Raw genomic sequence first — 20,421 nt, 5'->3', positions numbered from 1 at the left:
GCGATAGGCCTGCTATACACCCCCCGCCCTTCATAGCCCCTGCCTGGATTTCGTGCTGCCGCCCATGACCTCCCCGATCGTCACGCGCTTTGCCCCCTCCCCGACCGGCTTTCTCCACATCGGAGGCGCCCGGACGGCCCTGTTCAACTGGCTGTATGCGCGGGGCCGCGGCGGCAAGATGCTGCTGCGGATCGAGGACACCGACCGTGAGCGCTCGACCACGGCGGCCATCGACGCCATCCTGGACGGCCTGAAATGGCTCGAGCTCGATTGGGACGGCGAGGTCATCTACCAATATAGCCGCGCCGCGCGCCATCGCGAGGTCGCCGAGCAACTGCTCGCCAGCGGCATGGCGTATCGCTGCTATGCTACCGCCGAGGAGCTGGCCGCGATGCGCGAGAAGGCGCGCGCGGAAGGCCGCACCCGGCTCTACGACGGCATGTGGCGCGACCGCGATCCCAAGGAGGCGCCCGAAGGCGTCAAGCCGACGATCCGGCTGCGCGCGCCGCTGACCGGCGAGACCGTGATCGAGGATCAGGTGCAGGGCCGCGTGGTCTGGCAGAATGAGAACCTCGACGACCTCGTGCTGCTGCGAGGCGATGGCAATCCGACCTACATGCTGGCGGTGGTCGTGGACGACCACGACATGGGCGTCACCCACGTCATCCGCGGCGACGACCATCTGATCAACGCCGCGCGCCAGAAGCAGATCTACGATGCGCTCGGCTGGACGGTGCCGTCGATGTCGCACATCCCGCTGATTCACGGGCCGGACGGCTCGAAGCTGTCGAAGCGCCACGGTGCGCTCGGCGTCGACGCCTACCGTGCGATGGGATATTTGCCGTCGGCACTGCGCAATTACCTGGTGCGGCTCGGCTGGAGCCATGGCGACCAGGAGATCTTCTCCACCGAGGAGATGATCAAGGCGTTCGACCTGCCGGCGATCGGCCGCTCGGCGGCGCGGTTCGACTTCGCCAAGCTCGAGAACCTCAACGGCCACTATATCCGCCACAGCGACGATGCGGCGCTGGTGCGCCAGTTCGAGGACGTGCTGAATTACGTGCCGAACGGCGCGGCTCTCAAGGCCAAGCTCAACGACGCCACGCGCGCGCAGCTCGCCCAGGCGATGCCCAGCCTCAAGGAGCGCGCCAAGACGCTCTTGGAGCTGATCGACGGCGCCGCCTTCATCTTTGCCGACCGGCCGCTTCCGATCGACGCCAAGGCCGCCGCCCTGCTGACGCCGGACAGCCGTGCTTTGATCGGCCGGCTGCATGAGGCGCTGGCCGCTGTCGAGTCCTGGAGCGGACCGGCCACGGAAGCCGCGCTGCGTGCGTTTGCTGAAGCCAACAACCTCAAGCTGGGCGCGGTGGCGCAGCCGCTGCGCGCGGCGCTCACCGGCCGAACCACCTCACCCGGTATTTTCGACGTTCTGGCGATCCTGGGGCGTGATGAATCCTTGGGCCGTCTGGAGGACCAGACCACCTCATAAGGTCGCATTGCTCCCCATCTTGCAGCGCACAGGGCAATACGATACGCATTTGCGCGGCACCCACTGGTTTTCCCGGCTCGGACATCCTTCACACGTTGCGGCGGGCTCGTTGACGGATGTTAGGGCCGAAGGACACTAGTAAATATAAGATTCCAGTACGGTTTCGGATTTGACCTTCGCTTAAGCTGTTGGCAGCGACAGTGACGCGAATGTCAAAGCCACCGCACTAGATAAAGTCCACCTGCCCTGCCATCTCTCAAAAAGAACAAGGGCCAAGCCTAACGATCTCATCGGGGACAAACGATGGACGCAAAATCCGCAAGCAAGACCGCGACCCTCACCGTCGGCAACAAGAATTTCGATCTTCCGATCCTGAGCGGCACCGTGGGTCCCGACGTCATCGACATCGGCAAGCTCTACGCCCAGACCGGGATGTTCACCTATGACCCGGGCTTCACCTCGACCGGCAGCTGCCAGTCCAAGATCACCTATATCGACGGCGACGCCGGCGTCCTGGAATACCGCGGCTACCCGATCGAGCAGCTCGCCGAGAAGGGCGACTTCCTGGAAACCTGCTATCTGCTGCTGTACGGGGAGCTTCCGACCAAGGCCCAGAAGCAGGATTTCGACTATCGCGTGACCCATCACACGATGGTGCACGAGCAGATGTCGCGCTTCTTCCACGGCTTCCGCCGTGACGCGCATCCGATGGCGGTCATGGTCGCTTCGGTCGGCGCGCTCGCCGCGTTCTACCACGACTCCACCGACATCAACGATCCGAAGCAGCGCATGATCGCGTCGATGCGGATGATCGCGAAGATCCCGACCCTGGCGGCGATGGCCTACAAATACACCATCGGCCAGCCCTTCGTTTATCCGAAGAACTCGCTCTCCTTCGCCGAGAACTTCCTGAACATGTGCTTCGCGGTGCCGTGCGAGGAGTACAAGCCGAACCCGGTTCTCGCCGACGCGCTCGACAAGATCTTCATCCTGCACGCCGATCACGAGCAGAACGCCTCGACCTCGACGGTGCGCATCGCCGGCTCCTCGGGCGCCAACCCGTTTGCCTGCATCGCCGCCGGCATCGCCTGCCTGTGGGGTCCGGCACACGGCGGCGCCAACGAGGCCGCGCTGAACATGCTGGCCGAGATCGGCACCGTCGACAAGATTCCGGACTTCATCGCCAAGGTGAAGGACAAGAACAGCGACGTGCGCCTGATGGGCTTCGGCCATCGCGTCTACAAGAACTACGACCCGCGCGCCAAGATCATGCAGAAGATGTGTCACGCGGTGCTCAAGGAGACGGGCCACGCCGACGATCAGATGCTCAAGGTCGCGATGGAGCTCGAGAAGATCGCGCTCAGCGATCAGTACTTCATCGAGCGCAAGCTCTATCCGAACGTCGACTTCTACTCGGGCATCACCCTGAAGGCGATGGGCTTCCCGGTGTCGATGTTCACGGTGCTGTTCGCCGTCGCCCGCACCGTCGGCTGGATCAGCCAGTGGAGCGAGATGATCGAGGATCCGCAACAGAAGATCGGCCGTCCGCGCCAGCTCTACACCGGCGTCACGACGCGCAACTATGTCGACATGGACAAGCGCGGCTGAGCCGCACCGCAGCGCAAATCCGCTCTCGAACGGCGCCGTCGATCCCGACGGCGCCGTTTCGTTCGTGAGGTCGCACCTTTCTGAGCACCTTTCTAACTCGCGGCACCAGTCGGGAGTGCATCAGGCCAGCGCCTCGAGATGAGACCTGAGCTGCTCGGCCCCATATGGCTTGGCAAGGAAGCGCGCGCCCGACGGCAATTCCGAAGGGGTCACCTGACCTGACGTCACCAGGAGCGCAACCGGGGGCCAGCGGTCCCTGATGACGGCGACCAGCCGCAGGCCATCCATCGACCCCGGCATTTGGACGTCCGTGAAGACCACCGATATGCGGTCACATCGTTCGAGAAGCGAAATGGCCTGATCGGCGTCAACGGCCTCGATGACTTCGAAACCGAGGTCTCTGATCATGTCGACAGCGTTGGCGCGGATCAGCCCCTCGTCCTCAACGACCAAAACTGTCTTTCTTGTGAGCCGACCGCGGGACACTCTGTCTCCTGTCCAATCTCATTCAATCGCACGACGATCATTTTGTTCCGGCGAACGTTCCGGGGCTCAATGCGTTGAACGGTGCAAATTGAAGACACGACTTGCATCCTGGAGCAGGGACCAGCTCGAGCATACGATGACGACCAATCCCAACCCGGACGTCGATGCTGTCCAGCAGCTTGACGCCGTTCCCAAAATTCTGGACTCGGTGAGCAGGATCACCGGGATGGGATTCGTTGCGGTCGCGCGCGTGACCTCGGATCGATGGGTCTGTTGTGCGGTCCGCGACGACATCAATTTCGGCCTGAAAGAGGGCGGCGAGCTGCGCGTCAAGACGACGATCTGCAGCGAGGTCCGGGAGCGAGGCGAAGCTGTCGTCATCGGTGACGTCGAGACGGATCACATGTTTCGCGATCACCCGACGCCAAAGCTCTACGGCTTTCGCAGCTACATCTCCGCTCCGATCACCCTGTCCGACGGGACCATCTGGGGCACCCTGTGTACGATCGATCCAGCGCCGCGCGAGCTGGACCGGCCCGAAATCGTCAGCACGTTTCAGCTGTTCGGGGAGTTGATCGCGGCCCAGCTGGAGCTTCATCAGCGCTTCGCGCTCAGTCAGGCCAGCCTCGGCCTCAGCGAGAAGAGCAGGTTTTCGATCGAGCAACGGCTCAAGATCACCGAGGCCAATCTGCTCGACGAGCGCCGGACCGCCGAGCTGAGAGAGCAATTCATCGGCGTTCTCGGCCATGACCTCCGCAATCCGCTGGCCTCGATCGACGCCGGAATGCGCGTGCTGCTGCGCAACCAGGACAGCGCCAGAGCGCCCGAGATCATTTCCATGATTCAGAAATCAGTCATGCGCATGGCCGGACTGGTCGACAACATCATGGATTTCGCCCGGGGGCGCCTCGGCGGCGGCCTGACGATCAAGCCCGACGCGCGGCAACCGCTGGCGCCGGTGATCGAGCAGGTCGTCTCCGAGATCCGGCTGGCCTGGCCCGACCATGAGATCGAGACCCACATCGACATCGCGGAGCCGGTCAAATGCGACCGTAGCAAGATCGGGCAATTGTTCTCGAACCTGCTCGGCAATGCCATCTCCTACGGCGACAAGGACAAGCCGATCCAGGTCTCCGCAACGACGAGCGAGGGCTGTTTCGTGCTGGATGTCACCAATCACGGGCCGCCGATCTCGGACAAGGCGATGCAGAATCTGTTCAAGCCCTATATGCGCGGCGAGCGTCCAAGCCAGCATGGTCTCGGGCTTGGACTCTACATCGCTTCCGAGATTGCGCGAGCGCATGACGGCACGCTGCAGGCCACCTCGACCGAGGACAGAACGACCTTCGAATTCAAGATGCCGCTTCAGGCCTGATCAGCGCCGCCCGCTGCGCATCGTCGCCAGCACGATGTCGGCCGCGCGCACGCTCGGCGAGGCCGCGCCCGTGGACATGATCGCGTCGAGGCGATCGAATGCCTCGACCTGGCGCGCTCGTATCGGACCGTCGCCCAGGAGATCGGCGAGAACGGGCGCGAGATTGTCGGCCGTGCAGGCTTCCTGAAGGAACTCCGGAATGACGTTCTCGCCGATCACGAGATTGGCGAGAATGACCGATTGCACGTTGACGACTCGCCGGAGAATGAACGCCTCGATCTCGCCGACGCGATACGCGGTCACCATCGGCACGCCGGACAGCGCGAGCTCCAGGGTTACCGTGCCGGACTTGGCGAGCGCGGCGCGCGCGCGCCTGAAGGCTGCCCGCTTCTCGGCCTCGCCCGTGACGATCTCCGGAACGAGCGGCCAGTTTGCGACTCCGGCCCGCACCGCGGCTTCGAGATGCGGGGTGGTGGGTAGCACGGCTTCGAAGGCCAGGTTTTGGGCGCGCAGCCGCGCCAATGTCTCGCCGAACACGGCGATGTGGCGAGCGACCTCACTGCGCCGGCTGCCAGGAAGCACCAGCAGAACGGGAGGGTCGGCATCTCGGCGCGCCTGCTCTGCCGCATTGGGGCGCAGGCTGGCGAGCTGCTCGATCAGGGGATGGCCGACATAGGTGCAGGGCGGACCATTGAGCCTTCGGAACGCCTCCGGCTCGAACGGCAGCAAGCCCAGCACGTGATCGACGTAGCCGCGCATCGCGCCCGCCCGGCCCGGACGCCACGCCCATACGGTCGGTGCGACGTAGTTCACGATCGGAATCTCGGGATCGCGCGCGTGAACCCGCTTCGCCACGCGCTGGGTGAAGTCGGGACTGTCGATGATGACGAGCACGTCGGGCTGGGCCGCAACGATCGCGTCAACCGTGCCGCGGATCAGGCGGAGGATCTTGGGCAGTTGCTTCAGCACCGCCGCGAAGCCGACGATCGAGAGCTCCTCGATCGGAAACAGCGAGGCGAGCCCCTCGCGTGTCATGCCGCGGCCGCCGACGCCGGAGAATTCGACGCCGTCGCCGAGCCGCTGGCGCAGCACCTTCATCAGGCTGGCGCCGAGGCGATCCCCGGACTCTTCGGTCGCGACCAGGCAGATCCTGCGCATGGCCGCGCCTGCCAGAGGCCGCGCCGTCACGCAGTGACGCCCGTGATGAACACGCCTGCCCGATCGGCGGCAGCCACTGTCTCCTGGGGATCGGCGAGCAGCGTATAGGCGGCCGCGACGGCGACTCCGGCGAGACCCGCGGCTGAAAGCCCCTCGACGGTGCGCGGGCCGATGGTCGGCAGGTCGTAGCGAAGATCCTGGCCGGCCTTGGGCGCCTTCACCAGCACGCCGCGCCCGGCCGCAGCACGAATACGGCGATCGGCACGCAGCCGCGCCACGCGGGCCAGCAGCCCGTCGGTGCCCTCGATGTCCTCGAGCGCAACGACGTGGCCGTCGATCACGACCACCGCCTGCCCGACATCGAACGGCGCCATCGCGCGCAGCACGGCGAGCCCCTTGGCGATGTCACCGGTCACCAGATCGTTGGGCCCGCTCCGCGTCAGCCGCCCTTCGGGCACAAGCAGATTGGGGGCGACGTCCTTGACGCCGATCATGTGAAAGCCGTGGCGCTCGAAGATGCGGCCAACGCCGGACAGCAGATGATCGTCGCCGCCACGAAAGGCCGACCAGATGTAGGGCAGCTCGCGCAGCGTGCCCCAGTCGAAACGGATCTCCGACACCGCCGGACGAACGAGATTGCCGATGAACATCAGGTCACGGACACCCTCGGCCTTGAGCAGCTTCAGGGCGTTGCCGAGCTGGCCGAGGCCGATCCAGTGATGCCGGAAGCGCGCCAGCGGCTTCGGATCGCAGATGCCCTTCAGGGCGAACAGCACCGGCGTCCGGCCGCGCGCGACGATCTCGTCGGCGACCGCAAAGGGCAGCACCCCGCCCGCGGCGATCATGCCGATCGGCGGCGTGGTCTCGGCGGCCGGCGTCCCCATCGCGCTCAAGGCTCGATCGTCGGCCTGCCGATCTCGGGCAGGCACAAGGCGCGATGTCGACCGCCGTCGATGAAGGCGAGGATCTCGGCAATGGCAGGATCCTCACCAGCGAGCGGCCGCACCGCCGCAAGGCGGTCGGCGAACACGCCGGGACCGTGGAACAGCTTCTGGTAGAAGGCACGCACCGTGGCGAGGCGCTCGCGGGTGAACTTGCGGCGCTTCATGCCGATCACGTTGAGGCCTTCGAGCGCGGCATACTGGCCGTTGACCAGACCATACGGAATGATATCCCCGCGCACGCCGCAGACGCCGCCGACCATCACGCCATGGCCGATGCGGGTGAACTGATGCACCGCCGAGAGACCGCCGATGTAGACGGAATCGCCGACCTCGACATGGCCGCCGAGTGTGGCCGAGGTCGCGAAGATCACGTTGTCGCCGACGACGCAATCGTGGGCGACATGGGCATTGTTCATGAAGAACCCGGAATTGCCGACCTTGGTCAGGCCGCCGCCCTTGGTGGTGCCGATGTTCATCGTCACGCCTTCGCGGAAGGTGCAGCCGGAGCCGATCTCAAGCCGATGCGGCTCGCCGCGATAGCTGAGATCCTGCGGCGCGCCGCCGAGCACGACGAAGGGCGAGATCACGTTGTCATCGCCGAGCGTGGTGTGGCCCATGATCTGGACGTGGCTGATCAGTCTGCAGTTCGACCCGATCACGACGTTGGGGCCGACGATGCAGTAAGGACCGATCACGGTCCCCTCACCGATGACGGCGCCATCCTCGACGCGTGCGGTGGGATCAATCTTGCTCATGTCGACGCAATCAACTTTCTACCAGCCTGTCAGTCGGTCAGCATCGCGCCGACATCGGCCTCGGCGACGACGACGCCGTCGACCTTGGCATCGCCGTGGAACCACCACATCGTCTTGCGCCGGCCGATCGAGCGCATGTGGTACTCGATGGTCTGGCCCGGCAGCACCGGCTTGCGGAACTTGCACTTGTCGATGGTGAGGAAATACACCGCGCGCGGCTTTTCCGTGCCCTCGACCGACTTGATGCCGATCACGCCGGCGGTCTGGGCCATGCCCTCGATCATCAGCACGCCCGGATAGACCGGCCGCTCCGGAAAGTGCCCCTGGAAGCAGGGCTCGCCGATCGACACGTTCTTGACGCCGATGCCGCTGTAGTCGGCCCGGATGTTCTTCACGCGGTCGATCAGGAGAAATGGATAACGGTGCGGTAGCGTCTTGAGAATCTCGTTGATGTCGACGTCCGCAAACCTGATGGGTGACTCCTCCATCACTCCCGTCCCTCGTCCCTGTTCGTCGCGGTCGAATCCCGCACCAGCCGTTCCACCGCAACGATCTCGCGGAACCACTGCTTGGTCGGCTTGGCGAAGAAACCGCCCCACCGGCCGTTCGGCGGAATGTCGTCCTTGACGCCGCTCATCGCGGTCACCTGCGCACCATCGCCGATCGTCAGGTGATTGTTGATGCCAACCTTCGCCCCGAGCGCGACGTTGTCGCCGATCGTGAGACTTCCTGCCAGCCCGATCTGGGCCGCCAGCAGGCAATGCCGCCCGATTGTGACATTGTGGCCAATCTGCACCTGGTTGTCGATCTTGGTGCCTTCGCCGATGACCGTGTCGCGCAGGCTGCCCCGGTCGATCGTCGTGCCGGCGCCGACCTCGACATGGTTCTGGATCAGAACCCGCCCGGTCTGCGGCACCTTGGTGTGCCCGTCCGCGCCGAAGAAGATGAAGCCGTAGCCGTCCTGGCCGATGCTGCAGCCGGGATGGATCAGAACGTCATTGCCGATCAGCGCGCACTGGATGACGGTGCGGGCGCCGACATTGCAGTCGCGACCGATCTTGACGTGGGGGCCGATCACGGCACCCGCGCCAACGATCGTCCCCGAGCCGATCTCGACATGGGCGCCGATCACCGCCAGCGGCTCGACGATGACGCCGTCCTCCAGTCGCGCGGTGGGATCGATGATGGCTTGGGGCGAGATTCCGTCGTCGCCGAACCAGGGCTGCGGCCGCAGTGCGTCGGCATGGAACTCACGCGCGAGCAGCACGAAGGCGCGGAACGGCTGATTGGCGCGGAGCACTGCGACATGGGACGGCACGCGCGCCTCGAATCGCGGACTGACCAGGCAGGCGCCCGCTTTGGTCCCGGCGAGCTGGTCGGCGTATTTGAGGTTGTCGAAGAATGCCAGATGCATCGGACCGGCCTCGTCGAGCGACGCCAGTCCCTTGACGACCTGCTCGCCGCGGGATGGGTCGACCAGGGTGGCCTTGGCGGCGGCGGCGATCGCCGCCAGGGTCGTGGGCGGCGGCGATTGGAAGAAGGTCGGCTGGGCCATTCCGTCGTACTCTCAAGACAAAAAGTCAGAGCCCGGCTCCGGTGTCCCGGAACCGAGCTCCCATTTCTTACACCGGCGAGGTTGGTCGATGCCAACCCGGATTCGATCGGCCCAGGCTCAGAACGAGGTACCGCCGCCGAACCGGAATTCCTGCGTCCGGTCGAACTGACCCTTGGTGAGCGGGATCGCGTAGTCGAAGCGCAGCGGACCGAACGGCGACGCCCACACCAGACCCACGCCGACCGAGGTCCGAACCTTGTTCTGGTCATCGAACTGCAGACCAAGGCAGGTGCCGGCGTTGTTCGGGTTGCGCGTCGGCTTGATACAGCCGGGGGTATTAACCTCGCCTGTCGCAGCCCAGGACGTCGGCCCCTGATAGCCCCACAGGCCGCCAGCGTCGGCGTAAACGGCACCCTTCAGGCCCGTCTCCTTGGGCAGGAACCAGAACGGCATCTGCAGTTCGAGCGAAGCGCCCCAGTACTTGGTGCCGCCCAGCGCGTCCTGCGTGCCGAACGGATTGATATCGCGCGGACCAATGCCGTTCGGAGCGAAGCCGCGCACCAGGTTCGGACCCATCTGGAAGTGATCGAGCATGCGCAGCTGCGTATTGCCGATCTTGTTCAGGATGCCGCCCTGGAGGTGAACGATGCTGACGATGTCCGACACCAGCGGGGTGAAGTACTTCGCATCGAACGCGGTCTTCAGGTACGACACGTCGCCGCCGACGCCCGCGAAGTCCTGCTTGAAGTCGACCAGCAGGCCGTCGGTCGGGTTCTTATTGTTGTCGAGCGTGTTGTAATTCAGCGTGTAGCCGAGCGCCGAGGTCAGCGTTGCGCCCTTCGCCAGCTCCTGACGGACCGGCAGCGACGCCTCGCCATTGGCGAAGCAGCCCAGGCCGTTATTGCCGGTCGGATCGACGCCGCCATTAGCGTTGATGAAGGCCGGGGTCGGGTTGAACGGAACGAAGCGGTTGCCGATCAGGGTGCCGGCGGCCAAGTTGTTACAGTCCGACAGCGTCGCCGGCAGTGAGATCTCCTGGCGGTAGATCGAATAGCGCAGCTGCAGCGACAGATCCTCACGCAGCTGGAAGCCGAGGCGCGGGCTGAAGCCGAGCGTCTTGGTGCCGTAGGAGATGAAGTTGTTGGCGAGCTGCTGGCGCTGGTAGAGGTCGAGGCCGAGCGCGACCCGGTAGTCGAGCAGATACGGCTCGACGAAGGACAGCGAGTAGCCGCGCGCGAACTGGCCGTACGTCACCGACGCCTTGGCGAACAGGCCGCGGCCGAGGAAGTTGCGCTCGGAGATCGAGACCTCGGCAAGCGCACCGTCTGTGGTCGAATAACCGCCGGAGATCGAGAAGTCGCCGGTCGACTTCTCTTCCAGGATGACGTTCAGGACCACGCGGTCGCTCGAAGAGCCCGGCTCGGTCACGATCTTCACGTCCTTGAAGAAGTCGAGGTTCTTCAGGCGGCGCTCGGCACGGTCGACCAGGGCGCGATTGTAGGCGTCGCCCTCGGAGATGTCGAACTCGCGGCGAATGACGTAGTCACGGGTGCGGGTGTTGCCGCGAATGTTGATGCGCTCGATATAGGTGCGCGGGCCCTCGTCGACGGCGAACACGACCGACACGGTGTGGGCCTCGAAGTTGCGATCGCCGCGCGGACGGACCACCGCGAACGCGTAGCCGCGCCGCGAGGCCTCGATCTGCATCTCCTCGACCGACTTCTCGATGTTCTCGACGTTGTAGAGCGAACCGACGCTGACGCGCGAATAGCCGCGCAGCGTGGTGGCGTCGAGCGTTGCGATCGACGACTGGAAGTCGACCGAACCGACCCGGTACTGCTGGCCTTCCTCGATCTTGAAGGTCACGAGGAAGCCCTTGCGCTCCGGATCGTACTCGCTGAGCGCGGCCACGACCTGTACGTCGGCATAGCCATTCTTCAGGTAGAAGCGGCGAATGAGGTCGCGGTCGGCCTCGACACGGTCCGGATCGTAGACGTCGCCCGAGCCGAGGAAGCTCAGGAGGTTGGTCTCGCGGGTCTTGATGACGTCCTTGAGGCGATAGGACGAGAAGGCGTTGTTGCCGACGAACTCGATCGACTTCACGCCGGTCTTGGCACCTTCCTCGACCGTGAAGATCAGGTCGACGCGGTTGTTCGGCTGCTCGATCATTTCCGGCGTGACGCGCACGTCGTAACGGCCCGAGCGGCGGTAGATCTCCGCGATGCGCTGGGCGTCGGACTGCACCATCGGGCGCGACAGCGTGCCACGCGGCTTCGACTGCACTTCCGCCTGGAGCTGCTCGTCCTTGACCTTCTTGTTGCCCTCGAACGCGACGCGGCCGATCACCGGGTTCTCGACGACCGTGACGATCAGGCGCCCACCCTGGCGATTGATCTTCACGTCGGAGAACAGGCCGGTCTCGATCAGCGCCTTGAGGCCGTCGTCGACCCGGCCGGCGTCGAGCGTCCCGCCGGGGCCCGGCTTGAAGTACGAGCGGATGGTCTCCAGCTCGACGCGGCGGTTACCGACCACTTCGATCGAGTTGACCGTCTGAGCCGCAGCTGGCGACGAAAGAACCACGCTCGCCAGCGGCAAAGCCACCGGTCCGGCGAACATGATAAAGGCGGCCGCCAAGCCCCCCCGCACCCGCAATCCGAACTTCATGCGCTACGCGCCCTTATATTCCGTTGCCGGTTCCGTACCCCTACGAACCCGACAGATTCCCATTTGTCGTTCGCTTGTAGCCAATTTGGACCCGACGGCAAACGCCGGATCTCTCTGAATTTTCAAATTCGTTTCAAAACGTTGCCCAACGGCCACGTCGTAAAAAAGCCGCGCTCAGGACCCGGCGAGGTGAAGGATATCGTTATAGGTTGCAAAGACCATGAGCATGAGGACCAGCCCGAGGCCGATTCGGAACCCCATCTCCTGCGCCCGCTCGGACAGCGGCCGGCCGCGGACGGCCTCGACCCCATAGAACAACAGGTGCCCGCCATCGAGCAGCGGAACCGGGAACAGGTTCAGGAGCCCGATCGAGACCGAAAGCGTCGCGCACAGTTGCACAACAAACTGGAAGCCGAGGCTGGCCGCCTGCCCCGAGAGTTGTGCGATTCGGATCGGTCCACCGACGTCGCCGGCACTCCCGGCGCCCGCGAACAGCGAGGCGATGAACTTGAAGGTCGTGGAGATGATGAACCAGACCTGCTCGAAGCCGATCTTGATCGATTCGAGGAACCCGACCGGGATCGACCGCGATTCGTCCGGCTTGGCGTTGTATTGGATGCCGAGCACGCCGATCCGGTGGCTGTTGCCGAACAGGTCCTTGACCTCCTTCAGCGCCGGCGTCGCCTTCAGGGTGAGTTCCGTGCCGTCACGCTTGATCAGGAAGGACAATTCCGTGCCGGCGCTGACCGAGACGACCCGCTGCATGTCGGCGAAGGTCTCGATCGCGCGGCCATCGATGGCGGCGATGACGTCACCGTCCTTGAAGCCGGCGGCGGCTGCGACGCTGTCCGGCTGCACCGCATCGACCCGCGGGGTCGTGTTCGGCTTGCCGAAATACAGCGCCATGCCGGCGAAGATGATGACCGCCAGAATGAAGTTGGCGATCGGGCCGGCCGCGACGATCGCAGCGCGCTGGCCGACGGTCTTGTGGTGGAAGCTGTCGGCGCGCTCCTCGGCCGTCATCTTGGCGAGCGCCTCGGCCGACGGCGTCGAGGCCTCGGATTCGTCGCCGAAGAACTTCACGTAGCCGCCGAGCGGGATCGCCGAGATCTTCCAGCGGGTGTTGTGGCGGTCGTTGAAACCGATCAGTTCTGGGCCAAATCCGAGCGAAAACGTCAACACCTTCACGCCGGCCCAGCGCGCGATCAGGAAATGGCCGAGCTCATGGAAGAACACCACGATCGTCAGCACGAACAGGAACGGGACGATGTAGCCGAGAAGGCCATGGCTCAACGTATTGAAGATATGGTGGAAAAATTCCGACATCGATGACCTTCCCGATGGGCCAGTGGCCCGTCCAACCCTTTAAGATGCTTTTGCGGCGATTTGAGGCAAGAGGCCGGAGGCCCTTTTTCGCGCGTCATGGTCAATGGCGATGGCGTCGTCCGCTGAGGTCAACGGTGCCAGATTACCCGATCGGGTCCACGCTTCGAGGGTTGCCTCGACCAGTCGGGCAATAGCACCGAACCGGATATGACCAGCGATGAAGGCCGCGACGGCGACTTCGTTGGCCGCATTGAACACGGTCGTCGCGCCGCGCCCGGTGCGCAGCGAATCGTAGGCCAGCCGCAGACCGGGGAACCGCTCGAAGTCCGGCGCCTCGAAAGTCAGGGTGCCGATCTTGGCGAGATCGAGCCGGGCCGACGGGCCCTTGATACGCTCCGGCCAGCCAAGGCAGTGGGCGATCGGAATGCGCATGTCGGGCGCGCCGAGCTGCGCCACCACCGAGCGATCCGAGAACTCGACCATGCCATGGACGATGGACTGCGGGTGGACCAGGACGTCGATCTCGTCGGGCGACAGCGCGAACAGGTAGGACGCCTCGATCACCTCGAGGCCCTTGTTCATCATCGAGGCCGAATCGATCGTGATCTTCTGGCCCATGCTCCAGTTCGGATGCTTCAGCGCCTGGGCCAAGGTCGCCTGCTCGATGTCATCAGCCGCCCAGGTGCGGAACGGACCGCCGGAGGCGGTGATGATCACCCGCACCAGCTCCTCGCGATTGCCCGAGGACAGCGCCTGGAACAGCGCGTTGTGTTCCGAATCGGCCGGCAGGATGCAGGCGCCGGCCCGGGCGGCCCGCTCCATGAAGAAGTCGCCGGCACAGACCAGGCATTCCTTGTTGGCGAGCGCCACGGTCGCGCCGCGGTCCACCGCGGCCAGCGCCGGCTTGAGGCCGGCGGCGCCGGAGACGGCGGCCATGACCCAGTCGGCGGGACGGGCTGCCGCCTCGATGATGGCGCTCTCCCCTGCCCCGCATTCGATCCCGGTGCCCGCCAGTGCGTCACGCAGCTCATCGAGCCCCGCCGGATCGGCCACCGCGACGAAGCGCGGGCTGAACTCCCGGGCCAGCTTCACCAGGCCCTGGACGTTGCTGTTGCCGGTCAGCGCCTCGACCCGGTAGCGCTCCGGCGCGCCGCGCACGAGATCCATGGTCGAATCGCCGATCGAGCCGGTGGCGCCGAGCACGGTGACGCTGCGCACCTCCGCGAGACCGGCCTTGTTGTTCCGCAATGGCACTGCGCTCATGTTCTCACCAAGCATCTCGACCGATCAGCAGCGCTGCCGGTCACCAAACCAGAAGACCGCGGCCGACGCCATCGAGGCCGCCGCGCAGCAAACCGAGCAATGCGGCGACAACGATTGCCGCGACATAGCCGTCCAGGCGATCCATTAGGCCGCCATGGCCGGGAATGATGTGACTGGAGTCCTTGACCCCGAAGTGCCGCTTCACCGCAGATTCGAGCAGGTCGCCGAGCTGCGAGACCACCGACAGCACTGCTGCCAGCACGAGAATCGTCACCAGTCCGCCGGCGCCCGCCAACGACCAGCCGGCCGCGGCAGCAAGGCTGGCCGCGAAGCCGCCGATCGCGCCGGCCCAGGTCTTGTTCGGGCTGATCCGCGGCGCGAGCTTCGGCCCGCCGATGCTGCGGCCCGCAACGTAGCCGCCGATGTCGCTGGCCCACACGACCAGAAACACCAGCACCAGCGCATGCCATCCCTCGGCGGCATCGAAGCGCACCAGCACCGAGCCGAGCTCGGCAGCGGCGGCGTAGGCGAAGCCGGCGGCCGCCCAGGCGCGGCGTCCCGCATCAGCCAGCGCCGTGACCACGACGAGGCCAAGGGCGAGCACGACGACGGCGAAGTCGATCAGGCCGAATGCGCAGCAAATGCCGGCAACGCCGATGGCCAGGGCTCCGGCCGTGCCGACGCTGGCCTTGCGGACCTCGCCCACCACCATCAGCCATTCGAGATACAGGCCGACCGCGACCACCGTGACCAGTGCGGTCCAGAATACGCCGCCGGCATAGGCGGCGCCGAGCGCCAGCGGCACCAGCACCAGCGCCGCCGCAACCCGCATCACCAGATTGCTGGGCGCAGCCCGCTTCGGCTGCCCGCCGGCGTCTCCCACGGCTGCGGTGTCCGGTTTGGTCACGAGGCGGTTTTCGCCACGAGGCCGCCGAAGCGGCGTTCACGCCGGCCGAACTCGGCGATGGCGCCTTCGAGTGCGGCCTTGTCGAAATCGGGCCAATGGATCGGCACGAACACCAGCTCGCTATAGGCCGCCTGCCACATCAGGAAGTTCGACAGCCGCTGCTCGCCGCTGGTGCGGATGATGAGATCGGGATCGGGAACATCGGGCGCATCGAGATGGGCACCGATCGCGTCGGCATCGATCGAGGACGGATCGCGCCGGCCCTCGGCGACCTCGCGCGCCAGAAGCTGGGCCGCGCGCGCGATCTCCTGGCGCGAGCCGTAGTTGAACGCCAGCACCAGCGTCAGCTTGGTGTTGCCCCGGGTCAGCTCCTCGGCTTCGCTCAGGAGCGCGCAGATATCGGGCTCCAGCCCATCGCGCTCGCCAATCACCCGGACCCGAACGCCATCGCGATGAAGCGTGGCAAGATCATTGCGGATGAAGCGGCGCAGCAGGCCGAACAGGTCGCCGATCTCGCTCGCCGGGCGCGACCAGTTCTCGGACGAGAACGAGAAGATGGTGAGATAGCGAATGCCGAGCTCGGGCGCCGCGCGCACCACGCGGCGCAACGCCTCCACGCCGCGGCGATGCCCTTCCGCGCGCGGCAGCCCGCGCGCCGCAGCCCAGCGGCCGTTGCCATCCATGATGATGGCAACGTGGGCCGGGCCGTCGGAGCGTTCCGGCGCCTCCGTCACGGGGGCCGCGGCATTGGACATCAAAAACATCCTTCAGACGGTGAGGATTTCCTTTTCCTTCGCCGCCAGCAGCTGGTCGATCTCCGAAATCACGCTGTCGGTCGCCTTCTGCACGTCGGCAGCGAGGCGCTCCTGATCGTCCTCGGACATCTCGTGATTCTTCTCGAGCTTCTTGAGGGTATCGAGACCGTCGCGGCGGACATGGCGGACAGCGACGCGCGCGGCCTCGGCATATTTGTGCGCGACCTTCACCAGCTCCTTGCGGCGCTCCTGGTTGAGCTCGGGAATGCGAAGCCGGATCACCTGACCTTCGGTCGCCGGCGACAGGCCGAGATTGGAATCCACGATCGCCTTCTCGACCGCCTTCACCATCGATTTGTCCCAGACCTGCACCGACAGCAGACGCGGTTCGGGCACGGAGACGGTGGCGAGCTGGTTGAGCGGCATGTGCGAGCCATAGGCTTCGACCTGGACCGGCTCCACCATCGACGCCGAGGCGCGGCCGGTGCGCAGGCCGCCGAGCTCGTGCTTCAGCGCCTGGGTCGCGCCCTGCATGCGGCGCTTCAGTTCGTTGAGATCGAAATTGCCCGTGGACATCACGCTTTCCTTTCTGCAACCCGGTCGCTGCGGCCGTTCTGCCGGGCCTTGGAGGGCCAGCGGCCGGACTCGCGCAACTCCCGGACGAATTCCTGTTTCGCTTACGCTTCTACCGCAGGCTGGGGATCGGTCCAACACCGGCCGCCGACGGTGCCGGGCTCACCCCGCGACGATGGTGCCGCGCCCTTCGCCCCGCAGCATCGCACCGATCGAGCCGGGTTCGGCAATGGAGAAGACAATGATAGGCAGCGATGTTTCCCGGGCAAGCGCGAATGCAGTCGCGTCCATGACCTTGTAGCCGCCCTCGATGGCCTGCGAATGGGTCAGACGGTCGAAGCGCTTGGCGGCCGGATCCTTCTTGGGATCGGCACTATAGACGCCGTCGACATTGGTGGCCTTCAGCACGGCCTGCGCGCCGATCTCGGCCGCCCGCAACACGGCGGTGGTATCGGTGGTGAAATAGGGATTGCCGGTGCCGCCCCCGAGCACCACGATGCGCCCTTCGGCCAGCGACTTGTGCGCTGCAGCGCGCGTGAACAGCTCGCAAACCTCCGGCATCACGAAGGCCGAGAGCGCCTGCGCCGGGGTACCCTTGCGCTGAATCGCGGCTTCGAGCGCCAGGCAGTTCATGACGGTCGCGAGCATGCCCATCGTGTCGCCGGTCGGGCGCGATACGCCCTGCGACGAGACCTCGACCCCGCGCACCATGTTGCCGCCGCCCACGACGACGGCAATCTCGACGCCCAGCTTCTGAGCCGCAATGAGGTCGTCGGCGATGCGGTCGATGGTCGGCTGGTCGATGCCGAAGGAATGAGGGCCCGCGAGATATTCGCCGGACAGCTTGACCACGACGCGACGATAGACCGGCTCAGCCATGTGCCAATGCTTCCCTGTCTCGCGCGTTGGGATCCGGCGCACGCATGCGCCGGATCGAACCAGGTTCAGTCGTTACTTCTTGCCGCTGGCGGCGGCGACTTCGGCAGCGAAGTCGGTCTCTTCCTTCTCGATGCCCTCGCCGAGGGCATAGCGGACGAAACCGGCGACCTTGATCGGACCACCGACCTTGCCTTCGGCTTCCTTCAGCGCCTGCGCGACGGACTTGCCGCTGTCGTGGATGAAGGCCTGCTCGAGCAGGGTGACTTCCTTGTAGTAGGTCTTCAGGCCGGACTCGACGATCTTCTCGATCACGTTTTCCGGCTTGCCCTGCTGGCGATATTTGTCGGCGAGCACGTCCTTCTCGCGCTTGACGAGTTCCGGATCGAGACCGGCCGCATCGATCGCCTGCGGATTGGCCGCGGCGACATGCATCGCGAGCTGGCGGCCGAGTACGGCGAGCTCGTCGGTCTTGCCGGGCGACTCCAGCGCCACGATCACGCCGAGCTTGCCGGCACCCTCGATGACGGCGCCATGGACGTAGCTCGACACGACGCCCTGGCTCACTTCGAGCGAAGCCGCACGCCGCAGCGTCTGGTTCTCACCGATGGTGGCGATCGAATCGGCAATCGCGGCCTCGACCGTGATGCTGCCCACCTTGGCGGCCTTGATCTTCTCCACGTCGGCACCGACGTCGAGCGCGACCTGGGCGATCATCTTGACCAGGCCCTGGAAGTGCTCGTTGCGGGCGACGAAGTCGGTCTCGGAGTTGACCTCGACGACCACGCCCTTCTTGCCCGAGGTCAGCGCGCCGATCAGGCCCTCGGCCGCAACGCGACCGGCCTTCTTGGCGGCCTTCGACAGGCCTTTCTTGCGCAGCCAATCCTGCGCGGCCTGCATGTCGCCGCCGTTCTCGGTGAGCGCGGCCTTGCAGTCCATCATGCCCGCGCCGGTCGACTCGCGCAGGTCCTTCACCATCGCTGCGGTGATGTTAGCCATTGTTGAACGTCCTTTTGCCTGTCCAAAGCGCGACGCAGCGGATGGCTGGTCGCCGCCCGCTGCCAGGAAAAACCTATCTCAGTCGCGATGGCCGGCGTGAGACGCCGGCCAGATTCTCATGCGTCGTCTTAGGCGTCGGCGAGCGACTTGGCCTGGGCAACCCAGGCATCGGCCCGGCTCGGCAGACCCACTTCTTCGCCGATCTGGTGTGCCGTGTCGTGATCGAGCTCGGCGAGCTGCCAGTAGTGGAAGATGCCGAGGTCGTTCAGCTTCTTCTCGACGGCCCCCGAAACGCCGGTGAGCTTCTTGAGATCGTCGGCGGTGCCACGCGGACCGGGCAGCCCCTGGAACTTCGAGGCGACCGACGCTGCCGGAAGCTCTTCCTCCAGCGGGGCGGCGGAAGCCCCGACGTCGATCCCGAGCTCGCCCTGCGCCCGCGAGATGCCGTCGATCGCGGCACGCGCGATCAGGTCGCAATACAGCGAGATCGCACGGCCCGCATCGTCATTGCCCGGCACGACATAGGTGATGCCCTTCGGGTCGCAATTGGTATCGACGATCGCGGCAACCGGGATCTTGAGGCGCTGGGCCTCCTGGATCGCGATGTCTTCCTTGTTGGTGTCGATCACGAAGATCATGTCGGGCAGACCGCCCATGTCCTTGATGCCGCCGAGCGAGCGATCGAGCTTGTCGCGCTCGCGCTGCAGGGTCAGCCGCTCCTTCTTGGTGTAGGAGTTGGCTTCGCCAGAGGACAGCACCTCGTCGAGATGACGCAGGCGCTTGATCGAGGCCGAGATCGTCTTCCAGTTGGTCAGCGTACCGCCGAGCCAGCGCGAATTGACGAAATACTGCGCGCAACGCTTGGCCGCATCGGCCACGTTGTCCTGCGCCTGGCGCTTGGTGCCGACGAACAGGATGCGGCCGCCCTTGGCGACGGTGTCGCTGACAGCCTGCAGCGCCGTGTGCAGCAGCGGCACGGTCTGGGCGAGATCGATGATGTGGATGTTGTTGCGGGCTCCGAAAATGAAATCGGCCATTTTCGGATTCCAGCGGTGAGACTGGTGACCAAAGTGCACGCCAGCTTCGAGCAGCTGGCGCATCGTGAATTCAGGTAGCGCCATTGGATATTCTCCGGTTGATTCCTCCGGAAACGCGTGAGCAAAGACAGACCGTTAAGGCCCGGCTTGCCACCGGACGCCCTCTAGGAGAGCCAAGTTTCCGTGTGAGATGGCGCGCTATATAGCCGGATTTTGGCGCAACGCAAGGAAAATGGGCCTATTCGGCCTGCAGAAGCTCCGCCAGCGCCGCCCTCGCCTGCCCTTCCTGGAGCGGAACGAAGTCGACCGGGCCCTTGTTGTCGGCGCCCGACGAGGCCGCCGCCATCACGCCCATGCCCAGCAGGCCAAATGCCATGCCGCCGCCCTGCATGGCCCTGGACCGATCGCTGGGCCTGATCGAGAAGAAATAGGTCCGCCCCGGTTCGGTATTGAAATCGAGCACCGAGTCGCCCGGGAACAGGGTCTGGGTGGCGACGAGGTGGTGCGGACCGGCCGGCCGGTCGAGATAGACGTAGGTACCGGGGATCAGGCGGCTCAGCGCGACGCCATCGACCTTGGCGTCGCAAGTGGTCCTGTCGAGCCAGGCATCCTTCAAACTCATGATGACGATGCGGGAGTGTCCGGGACGCG

Annotated in this window: 19 protein-coding genes; 3 read left to right on the top strand and 16 right to left on the bottom strand. The window is 65.3% G+C overall.

The annotated features are described in order from the left end of the window. Positions 1–64: 64 nt before the first annotated feature. Both gltX and gltA read left to right on the top strand, forming a co-directional pair. Positions 65–1,489, top strand: coding sequence for a glutamate--tRNA ligase (gltX, locus tag QX039_RS10245; protein ID WP_315738221.1), 1,425 nt, complete (start codon positions 65–67; stop codon positions 1,487–1,489). A 303-nt stretch (positions 1,490–1,792) separates the two neighbouring features. Further along, complete coding sequence (gene gltA / locus QX039_RS10240; protein ID WP_315738222.1) at positions 1,793–3,097, top strand: citrate synthase; 1,305 nt, start codon at positions 1,793–1,795, stop codon at positions 3,095–3,097. Positions 3,098–3,217: 120 nt separating this feature from the next. Here gltA and QX039_RS10235 read toward each other — a convergent pair whose 3' ends face one another. After that, positions 3,218–3,550, bottom strand: coding sequence for a response regulator (locus tag QX039_RS10235; protein ID WP_315738223.1), 333 nt, complete (start codon positions 3,548–3,550; stop codon positions 3,218–3,220). Between the two features lie 169 nt (positions 3,551–3,719). Between QX039_RS10235 and QX039_RS10230 the strand changes: the two genes are divergently transcribed. Continuing rightward, the gene (locus QX039_RS10230) at positions 3,720–4,958 is read left to right on the top strand and encodes a GAF domain-containing sensor histidine kinase (protein ID WP_315738224.1); all 1,239 of its coding nucleotides are present in this window, start codon (positions 3,720–3,722) and stop codon (positions 4,956–4,958) included. Here the strand turns inward: QX039_RS10230 and lpxB are convergent, their stop codons facing one another. The 15 genes from lpxB to QX039_RS10155 form a co-directional block, all read right to left on the bottom strand. Then, positions 4,959–6,116 (bottom strand): lipid-A-disaccharide synthase, encoded by a 1,158-nt coding sequence (lpxB, locus tag QX039_RS10225; protein WP_315738225.1) that lies wholly within the window; start codon positions 6,114–6,116, stop codon positions 4,959–4,961. 26 nt (positions 6,117–6,142) lie between these two features. Next, the gene (locus QX039_RS10220; protein WP_315738319.1) at positions 6,143–7,000 is read right to left on the bottom strand and encodes an LpxI family protein; all 858 of its coding nucleotides are present in this window, start codon (positions 6,998–7,000) and stop codon (positions 6,143–6,145) included. 5 nt (positions 7,001–7,005) lie between these two features. Further along, complete coding sequence (gene lpxA / locus QX039_RS10215) at positions 7,006–7,815, bottom strand: acyl-ACP--UDP-N-acetylglucosamine O-acyltransferase (protein WP_315738226.1); 810 nt, start codon at positions 7,813–7,815, stop codon at positions 7,006–7,008. Between the two features lie 29 nt (positions 7,816–7,844). Then, positions 7,845–8,303 carry a 3-hydroxyacyl-ACP dehydratase FabZ gene (gene fabZ / locus QX039_RS10210; RefSeq protein ID WP_284418776.1) on the bottom strand — a complete coding sequence of 153 codons (459 nt, stop codon included), beginning with the start codon at positions 8,301–8,303 and terminating at the stop codon, positions 7,845–7,847. Continuing rightward, positions 8,303–9,370 carry a UDP-3-O-(3-hydroxymyristoyl)glucosamine N-acyltransferase gene (lpxD, locus tag QX039_RS10205; protein ID WP_315738227.1) on the bottom strand — a complete coding sequence of 356 codons (1,068 nt, stop codon included), beginning with the start codon at positions 9,368–9,370 and terminating at the stop codon, positions 8,303–8,305. The genes fabZ and lpxD overlap by 1 nt, the downstream gene beginning before the upstream one ends. Positions 9,371–9,487: 117 nt before the next feature. Further along, entirely contained in the window at positions 9,488–12,034 is a 2,547-nt protein-coding gene (gene bamA / locus QX039_RS10200; RefSeq protein WP_315738228.1) for an outer membrane protein assembly factor BamA, read from the bottom strand. Between the two features lie 174 nt (positions 12,035–12,208). Continuing rightward, positions 12,209–13,360, bottom strand: coding sequence for an RIP metalloprotease RseP (rseP, locus tag QX039_RS10195; protein ID WP_315738229.1), 1,152 nt, complete (start codon positions 13,358–13,360; stop codon positions 12,209–12,211). A gap of 39 nt (positions 13,361–13,399) precedes the next feature. Beyond that, the gene (gene dxr, locus QX039_RS10190) at positions 13,400–14,623 is read right to left on the bottom strand and encodes a 1-deoxy-D-xylulose-5-phosphate reductoisomerase (protein WP_315738230.1); all 1,224 of its coding nucleotides are present in this window, start codon (positions 14,621–14,623) and stop codon (positions 13,400–13,402) included. A gap of 40 nt (positions 14,624–14,663) precedes the next feature. Beyond that, the gene (locus tag QX039_RS10185) at positions 14,664–15,530 is read right to left on the bottom strand and encodes a phosphatidate cytidylyltransferase (RefSeq protein WP_315738231.1); all 867 of its coding nucleotides are present in this window, start codon (positions 15,528–15,530) and stop codon (positions 14,664–14,666) included. Then, the gene (locus QX039_RS10180) at positions 15,527–16,285 is read right to left on the bottom strand and encodes an isoprenyl transferase (protein WP_315738232.1); all 759 of its coding nucleotides are present in this window, start codon (positions 16,283–16,285) and stop codon (positions 15,527–15,529) included. The genes QX039_RS10185 and QX039_RS10180 overlap by 4 nt, the downstream gene beginning before the upstream one ends. A 12-nt stretch (positions 16,286–16,297) precedes the next feature. Continuing rightward, the gene (gene frr / locus QX039_RS10175) at positions 16,298–16,861 is read right to left on the bottom strand and encodes a ribosome recycling factor (RefSeq protein WP_315738233.1); all 564 of its coding nucleotides are present in this window, start codon (positions 16,859–16,861) and stop codon (positions 16,298–16,300) included. Positions 16,862–17,020: 159 nt separating this feature from the next. Then, positions 17,021–17,737: a UMP kinase gene (gene pyrH / locus QX039_RS10170; protein WP_315738234.1), complete on the bottom strand. Its 717-nt coding sequence runs from the start codon at positions 17,735–17,737 to the stop codon at positions 17,021–17,023. Positions 17,738–17,809: 72 nt separating this feature from the next. After that, positions 17,810–18,733 (bottom strand): translation elongation factor Ts, encoded by a 924-nt coding sequence (gene tsf / locus QX039_RS10165; protein ID WP_315711597.1) that lies wholly within the window; start codon positions 18,731–18,733, stop codon positions 17,810–17,812. 128 nt (positions 18,734–18,861) lie between these two features. Beyond that, positions 18,862–19,854, bottom strand: a complete 993-nt coding sequence (locus QX039_RS10160; RefSeq protein WP_315738235.1) for a 30S ribosomal protein S2 — start codon at positions 19,852–19,854, stop codon at positions 18,862–18,864. Between the two features lie 154 nt (positions 19,855–20,008). Further along, a complete protein-coding gene (locus QX039_RS10155; RefSeq protein ID WP_315738236.1) occupies positions 20,009–20,392 on the bottom strand; it encodes a hypothetical protein in 384 nt (127 codons plus the stop codon). Positions 20,393–20,421: the final 29 nt, after the last annotated feature.

This window comes from Bradyrhizobium sp. SZCCHNR1043, assembly GCF_032489675.1.
Classification (GTDB): domain Bacteria; phylum Pseudomonadota; class Alphaproteobacteria; order Rhizobiales; family Xanthobacteraceae; genus Bradyrhizobium.
This window is presented reverse-complemented; position numbering and strand designations above follow the sequence as displayed.

Excerpts from the sequence above, each read along its gene's own strand:
- gltA (WP_315738222.1), top strand. The coding sequence starts at position 1,793 with ATGGACGCAAAATCCGCAAGCAAGACCGCGACCCTCACCGTCGGCAAC.
- rseP (WP_315738229.1), bottom strand. The coding sequence starts at position 13,360 with ATGTCGGAATTTTTCCACCATATCTTCAATACGTTGAGCCATGGCCTT.
- dxr (WP_315738230.1), bottom strand. The coding sequence starts at position 14,623 with ATGAGCGCAGTGCCATTGCGGAACAACAAGGCCGGTCTCGCGGAGGTG.
- tsf (WP_315711597.1), bottom strand. The coding sequence starts at position 18,733 with ATGGCTAACATCACCGCAGCGATGGTGAAGGACCTGCGCGAGTCGACC.
- QX039_RS10160 (WP_315738235.1), bottom strand. The coding sequence starts at position 19,854 with ATGGCGCTACCTGAATTCACGATGCGCCAGCTGCTCGAAGCTGGCGTG.
- pyrH (WP_315738234.1), bottom strand. The coding sequence starts at position 17,737 with ATGGCTGAGCCGGTCTATCGTCGCGTCGTGGTCAAGCTGTCCGGCGAA.
- QX039_RS10220 (WP_315738319.1), bottom strand. The coding sequence starts at position 7,000 with ATGGGGACGCCGGCCGCCGAGACCACGCCGCCGATCGGCATGATCGCC.
- gltX (WP_315738221.1), top strand. The coding sequence starts at position 65 with ATGACCTCCCCGATCGTCACGCGCTTTGCCCCCTCCCCGACCGGCTTT.
- bamA (WP_315738228.1), bottom strand. The coding sequence starts at position 12,034 with ATGAAGTTCGGATTGCGGGTGCGGGGGGGCTTGGCGGCCGCCTTTATC.
- QX039_RS10155 (WP_315738236.1), bottom strand. The coding sequence starts at position 20,392 with ATGAGTTTGAAGGATGCCTGGCTCGACAGGACCACTTGCGACGCCAAG.
- fabZ (WP_284418776.1), bottom strand. The coding sequence starts at position 8,303 with ATGGAGGAGTCACCCATCAGGTTTGCGGACGTCGACATCAACGAGATT.
- lpxD (WP_315738227.1), bottom strand. The coding sequence starts at position 9,370 with ATGGCCCAGCCGACCTTCTTCCAATCGCCGCCGCCCACGACCCTGGCG.
- lpxA (WP_315738226.1), bottom strand. The coding sequence starts at position 7,815 with ATGAGCAAGATTGATCCCACCGCACGCGTCGAGGATGGCGCCGTCATC.
- QX039_RS10180 (WP_315738232.1), bottom strand. The coding sequence starts at position 16,285 with ATGTCCAATGCCGCGGCCCCCGTGACGGAGGCGCCGGAACGCTCCGAC.
- QX039_RS10230 (WP_315738224.1), top strand. The coding sequence starts at position 3,720 with ATGACGACCAATCCCAACCCGGACGTCGATGCTGTCCAGCAGCTTGAC.
- frr (WP_315738233.1), bottom strand. The coding sequence starts at position 16,861 with ATGTCCACGGGCAATTTCGATCTCAACGAACTGAAGCGCCGCATGCAG.
- lpxB (WP_315738225.1), bottom strand. The coding sequence starts at position 6,116 with ATGCGCAGGATCTGCCTGGTCGCGACCGAAGAGTCCGGGGATCGCCTC.